At 65.1% G+C, this 5,842-nt stretch carries 5 protein-coding genes; 3 read left to right on the top strand and 2 right to left on the bottom strand.

The window, feature by feature from the left end:
* A partial coding sequence (locus FVW27_RS06345) for a M17 family peptidase N-terminal domain-containing protein (protein WP_341806096.1) occupies window positions 1–254 on the bottom strand: 254 nt, incomplete at its 3' end.
* Between the two features lie 268 nt (window positions 255–522).
* Window positions 523–1,842, bottom strand: coding sequence for a malic enzyme-like NAD(P)-binding protein (locus FVW27_RS06340; protein ID WP_167123691.1), 1,320 nt, complete (start codon window positions 1,840–1,842; stop codon window positions 523–525).
* A gap of 179 nt (window positions 1,843–2,021) precedes the next feature.
* On the opposite strand from FVW27_RS06340, the gene FVW27_RS06335 reads away from it, so the two are divergent.
* The 3 genes from FVW27_RS06335 to FVW27_RS06325 form a co-directional block, all read left to right on the top strand.
* Window positions 2,022–3,386, top strand: a complete 1,365-nt coding sequence (locus tag FVW27_RS06335) for a TrkH family potassium uptake protein (protein ID WP_167123689.1) — start codon at window positions 2,022–2,024, stop codon at window positions 3,384–3,386.
* A 36-nt stretch (window positions 3,387–3,422) separates the two neighbouring features.
* A complete protein-coding gene (locus FVW27_RS06330; protein ID WP_167123687.1) occupies window positions 3,423–4,088 on the top strand; it encodes a potassium channel family protein in 666 nt (221 codons plus the stop codon).
* A gap of 1,042 nt (window positions 4,089–5,130) precedes the next feature.
* On the top strand, window positions 5,131–5,842 hold a 712-nt coding region (locus FVW27_RS06325; RefSeq protein WP_167123685.1), incomplete at its 3' end, for an aldehyde dehydrogenase family protein.

Raw genomic sequence — 5,842 nt, 5'->3', positions numbered from 1 at the left:
GCCGCGAACGCCTCGCGCTTGCCAAGGCCCGCCGCGATCACGCGCGGCACCGCCAGGTCCGGGTGCCCGTGGAACACGGCGACCTCGTCCTTTTTGCCCCGAAAATCGCGCACCGCCGGGGCAATGCCCAGCCACGGCGCGGCCTCCAGCAGTTCCGGCGCCGCGTCCGCAAGGGCCTCGCCCTCGAACAGGAACACGATCACCGCGTCCGCACGCCACTGGGCAGGACCGCCCACCTGAAAGCGAATGTCCACGTCACACCTCCATCACGCGCCTCTCCGGCGCGATTCATTCAGGATAATCCTTGTCGGAAAAAGAAGGAACCGGGGGAAGGAACCTTTTGGGAAAGGTTCCTTCCCCCGGACCCCCATCCTCCAAAACTTTTCATTCGGGTTGTTGCAACGGCACCCGGCACGACAGCCCGTGCTGCGTGCCCGATTATCCACAATGAAACGTTTTGGGGGGAGGAGGGAGGGGTCCGGGGAGGGAGGACCTCCCCGGTTCGCCTGTCCCTTCAACGCATTAAAAATCCAGACCGTACGTCTCGATAAACTGCCCGATGCGGGCACGCGCGGCCTGCATGCGCTCGCGCAGTTCCACCTTGTAGGCGGCCAGATCCAGCTGACGGCGCGCCACGCCGGTGCGCATGGCGGCTTCGGCCACGGCCGGGGCCACCCATTCGATGACGCGCGGGTCCAGCGCCTTGGGGATGATGTAGTCCACGCCGAAGGCCAGTTCCGAAATGCCGTAGGCGGTCAGCACCTCGGCGGGCACGGACTCGCGCGCCAGAGCGGCCAGGGCGCGGGCGGCGGCCAGCTTCATTTCCTCGTTGATGGCGCTGGCGCGGGTGTCCAGCGCGCCCCGGAAGATGAACGGAAAGCCCAGCACGTTGTTGATCTGGTTGGGGTAGTCCGAGCGCCCGGTGGCCATGACCACGTCGGCGCGGGCGGCCCGAGCGTCCTCGTACGAAATTTCCGGGTCGGGGTTGGCGCAGGCGAAGATGATGGGGTTCGGCGCCATGGAACGCACCATGTCCTGGGTGACCATGCCGCCCACGGACAGGCCCAGGAAGCAGTCGGCGCCGCGCATGACGTCGGCAAGGCTGCCGTGGTCCTGCTCCTGCGCGAATTCGGCCTTCTGGGCGTTCAGGTCGGTACGGCCCTTGTGGATGAGCCCGCGCGAATCGAACATGTACACGTTCTTGCGCTGCACGCCGAACGATTCGAAGAACCTGGTGCAGGCGATGGCCGCAGCCCCCGCGCCGCTGATGACCAGCTTGACGTCCTCGGGCTTGCGGTTCGTCAGGTCCAGTGCCGCAATGAGCCCCGCGCCCGAGATGATGGCCGTGCCGTGCTGGTCGTCGTGGAACACCGGAATGTCCATCTGTTCGATGAGCGTCTGTTCCACCTCGAAGCATTCCGGCGCCTTGATGTCCTCAAGGTTGATGCCGCCAAAGGTGGGTTCCAGCATCTTCACGAATTCGATGATCTTCTTGGGATCCTTCTGGTCGATGGACAGGTCGTACACGTCCACGTCCGCGAAAATCTTGAACAGGACGCCCTTGCCTTCCATCACCGGCTTGCCCGCCAGCGGCCCGATGTTGCCAAGCCCCAGCACCGCCGTGCCGTTGCTGACCACGGCCACCAGATTGCCCTTGTTGGTGTAGTCGTAGCCCAGCGAAACATCGGCATGGATGGCGCGGCACACATCGGCAACGCCGGGGGTGTAGGCCATGGAAAGATGCTTCTGGGTGGTGCAGGGCTTTACGGGAACCACCTCGACCTTTCCGGGGTGGCCGCTGGAGTGGTAGCGCAGCGCCTCATCCTTGGTGAACAGGGCCATGAATGCCTCGCTTGTCGTTGACGGTGCGGAAAAGGGAACGAACTCCGCGTCCGGCAGGGGTGCCTGCCCGCGGTCGACTGCATGTCCTTACGTCCGGGCAACGTAGTGCAGCGGCGCATCCATTGCAAGCCGCGCCGCACCCTGCTTGCCGCGCAGAACAAACCGGGATAGTTTCAGGAATGCTCCGCCGTCGCCTGCTCTCGCCCCTCATCCTGCCGGTGTACTCGTTCGCGGCCACCATCCTTGCCGGGGCCGCGCTGCTGTACCTGGACATCAGCCATGCCCCCTCCGCGAACAGCCAGGGGCTGGCCTTCGTGGACGCGCTGTTCACCGCCACCTCCGCCGTGTGCGTCACCGGCCTGGCCGTGGTGGACACGGGCACCACCTTCAGCCGGGCCGGGCAGTGGATCATCCTGGTGCTCATCCAGCTTGGCGGCCTTGGCATCATGACCTATTCCAGCCTGCTGGTGTTCCTGCTGCGGCGGCGCGTGTCCCTTACCGACAAACTGGCCGTGGGACAGGCCCTGATGCACGATCCGTCGTTCCATCTGGGGCGGTTCCTGTACCGGCTGGTGCGCACCATCCTGTGCATCGAACTGGCGGCGGCGTGCCTGCTGTACATCTTTGCCCCGCAGGGCATGGGCGCGTTCGGCGCGCTGTTTCACGCCGTGTCGGCCTTCTGCAACGCGGGCTTCGGCCTGCGGCCCGACAACCTGATGCCGTGGCAGGAACACACAGGGGTGAACCTGGTGATCATGTTCCTGATCGTCGTCGGGGGCATCGGCTTTTCGGTCATCGATGAACTGCTGGGGGCCGCGCGCACCAAACTTGCCGGCAAGCCCTACCGCCCCCTCAGCCGCCACACCCGGCTGGTGCTGTCCACCACCGCGTTCCTCATCGTGGCCGGGGCCGCGCTGATCTGGCTGGCCGAATACCTTAGCGACTACACCGGGCTCAGCCCCACCGGGCTGGTGCTGCCCGCCTTCTTCCAGTCCGTCACCTGCCGCACCGCGGGCTTCAACACCATGGACATCTCGCGGCTGACCGACTTCACCCTGATGGTGATGATCTGCCTGATGTTCGTGGGCGGGTCGCCGGGGTCATGCGCGGGCGGCATCAAGACCACCAGCTTCCGGGTGCTGGCCGGATTCGTGGAAATGCAGTTGCGCGGCAGGCGGCAGAACGTGCTGCTGGGCCGCGCCGTGGACGCCCCCACCCAAGCCAAGGCGCTGACCCTGTTCCTGTTCGCCATCATCGTGGTGACCGTGGGCACCATGGTGCTCAGCCTGACCGAGGGCGGCATCAGCCCGCACACCCACTCCCGGTTCGAACAGCTGGACCTGATGTTCGAAGTGGTATCCGCCTTCGGCACCGTGGGCCTGACCACCGGCGTCACCCCGCACCTGAGTGTGCCCGGCAAGATTTTGATAACCCTGCTGATGTTCATCGGCCGCATCGGCCCCGTCTGGCTGCTGGCCACCTTGCAGCATTTGCAGAGCGAACCCAAGTTCCGCTGGCCCGAGGTGGACTACCCCATCGGGTAGGCCGCGCGGGCAGGCGACGCATCCGGGAGCATCATCATGGTGAACGTGGCAAAGAAACTGGAAATCGGCATCGTGGGCCTTGGCAAGTTCGGCCTGCAACTGGGCCGCACCCTGACCGGCATGGGCCACACCGTGGTGGGCCTGGATACCGGCGAGGCCCGCGTGCGCCTGGCCCAGGACGTGCTGGCGCAGGTCTACCAGGCCAACGCGGCGGACATCGCGGTATTGCAGCAACTGCGCTTCCAGGACCTGGACATCGTGTTCGTGAGCGTGGGCGATTCCATGGAAACCTCGCTGCTGGTGGTGCTGAACCTTCAGGAGCTTGGGGCGCACAAGATCGGGGTCAAGGCTGCTTCCATCGAACACCGCAAGGTGCTCACGCGACTTGGCGTGGACCTGGTCATACTGCCCGAACACGACGTGGCCACCCACGTGGCCCACCGGCTGGCCAACCCCGGCATGCTCGACCTGCTGCCCCTGGGCGGCGGGGTGCTGGTGCAGGAACTGGTGGTGGACAAGTGGGCGGGCCGCACCCTGCTGGACCTGAAGCTGGTCAACGACTACGGGGTGATGGTAGTGGCCGTGAAGTCCGCGGGCGGCAAGGAGTATCGTTTTGTGCCGCAGGCGCACGAAACCCTGGACCGCGGGGATGCGCTGGTGGTCATCGGCAAGCAGGAGGATGTGTTGCGGCTGGTGCCGTAAGGGGCGGAGGCGCGGCGAGTGGGGAGGAAGATTACCGCCCTAATGCATGCGGCTTCTACGAAGAACACGCCAGCACTGTTGATTGCCCTCGATTTCGTTATGTCTCCGACTGGAGTGGAGGGCTGCCGCCATGGTGGGCACGGCCTCTACGAAGACAGTCCTGCCCTTTTGATTACCCTCGGTTTCGTTATGTCTCCGACGGGCAAGGGGCCGCAGAGCGGCGACCCCCTGGACCCCCAACGTATCCTGCACCGCATTCCTTTCGTCGCCAGCTTCCCGTCGGCGCGGAACGCCTCCGAGTGATCTGGCGACGGGAATGCGATGTGCACGAATCTCCCGGTGCCCTCATCTCAGTCGGGGGCCTTGCCCATGCCCCCGTTGCGACGCATGTGCCGCCGTCAAGGCCCGGCGGCACACGCTTCTACGCGCGGGGTGTTTCCGTTGGACAAGATAGCGCACTGTTCCCACTTTTCGGTCTGTCGTGCTGGCCCAAACAGCGGGCCCCTATTGTCTGTCGTCTTCCCCTCGACCGGCACGACTTCAAACGCAACCTTGGTGCGGCGATACGCGTCCGCAGCCGGAGATCACCGCCGAGGCTTTGCGAGGCGGTAGCTCCGGCGTCGCGGATGCGCGCCGCAAGGGACGTGTTGGGCGAGGCACTCCAGTGCAGCAATGGGGCGGCGAGAGTGACGCGCACATGCGCATTCCGCCGGCAGATCACCCGAAGGCGTCTACGCCGGAGGGAAGCTGCCCGGCACAGGAATGCGGTGCAGGATACGTCGGGGGTCCAGGGGTGGCCAAGCCCCCCTGGAGCGCGGGGATGCAAGGGGCCATCGCTCAATGGCCCCTTGCCCGCCGGAGGCATAACGAAATCGGGAATGAGCAAAGAGGCACAACTGTCTTCGTACAAGCCGCTCTCGATAATGCACAGCCTCATCTTCTTAATTTTCTTGGACTTTCCCCAAAAGCCCACCCCCACCACCCCATACTTCCCGTTCTTGTCAAATCACGCTATACATCCCAGCTTGGAGTACCACGCACCATGTCGAGACGCTGGGTAGAGGCCAATCTGGCCGAGTTCGCACGGGACGTCATGCGGGATTTCTGCATGGCGAGCGTCGTGCTTGAGGGGCAGTTCCACCGCTTCGACGAGGCCGGTGCCGTTTCCTTCCCCGTCATGCGCGACCTTCTGGGCGAAATGATGAACAAGGGGCTGCTCTGGCGTCTGAAGGACACCGCGCACCACCTCTTCCGCAATGACCCGGCGCAAGACCCTGTGGCGCCCATGCTGGACTGGGCCGTGGGCTACGCCTTTCACGAATGCGTGAAGCTGAAGGAAGACGCCTACCAGCACCAGCACTACGCGCCGCAGTACCGGGCCCTGCGAGAGCAGGACATGGGGGAGGAACTGCGGGCCATCGTCGAGCCGCTCGCATCCATGCTGGCCCAGACACGGGAAAGCATGGAGCGCGAAATCCGGCGCATCCGCTACATCCTTGGCCGCATCCGCAGGCTGATGTGCCTGTACTACGCCGCCCATGGCGGCAACCGGCTGCTGGCCCGGCTGCTGTTCGACCGCGACGAGCTTGTGCGCTCGGTGTTCGGCGAAGAGTACGACCTTTTGCTGCAAGGATTGTACGGCGACAAGCCGGAGCGCATGTTCATCCAGGCAGGGGAGTCCCTGCTTGACGGCGGCAGGCCCGAAGACGCCCTGCGCGCCGCGCACGCCGCCGTGGCCCTGGCGCCCGACTGCC

This window comes from Nitratidesulfovibrio liaohensis, from assembly GCF_011682075.1.
Lineage (GTDB): Bacteria > Desulfobacterota > Desulfovibrionia > Desulfovibrionales > Desulfovibrionaceae > Cupidesulfovibrio > Cupidesulfovibrio liaohensis.
The sequence above is the reverse complement of the archived record's forward strand: the minus strand, read 5'-3'. Positions and strand labels throughout refer to the sequence as shown.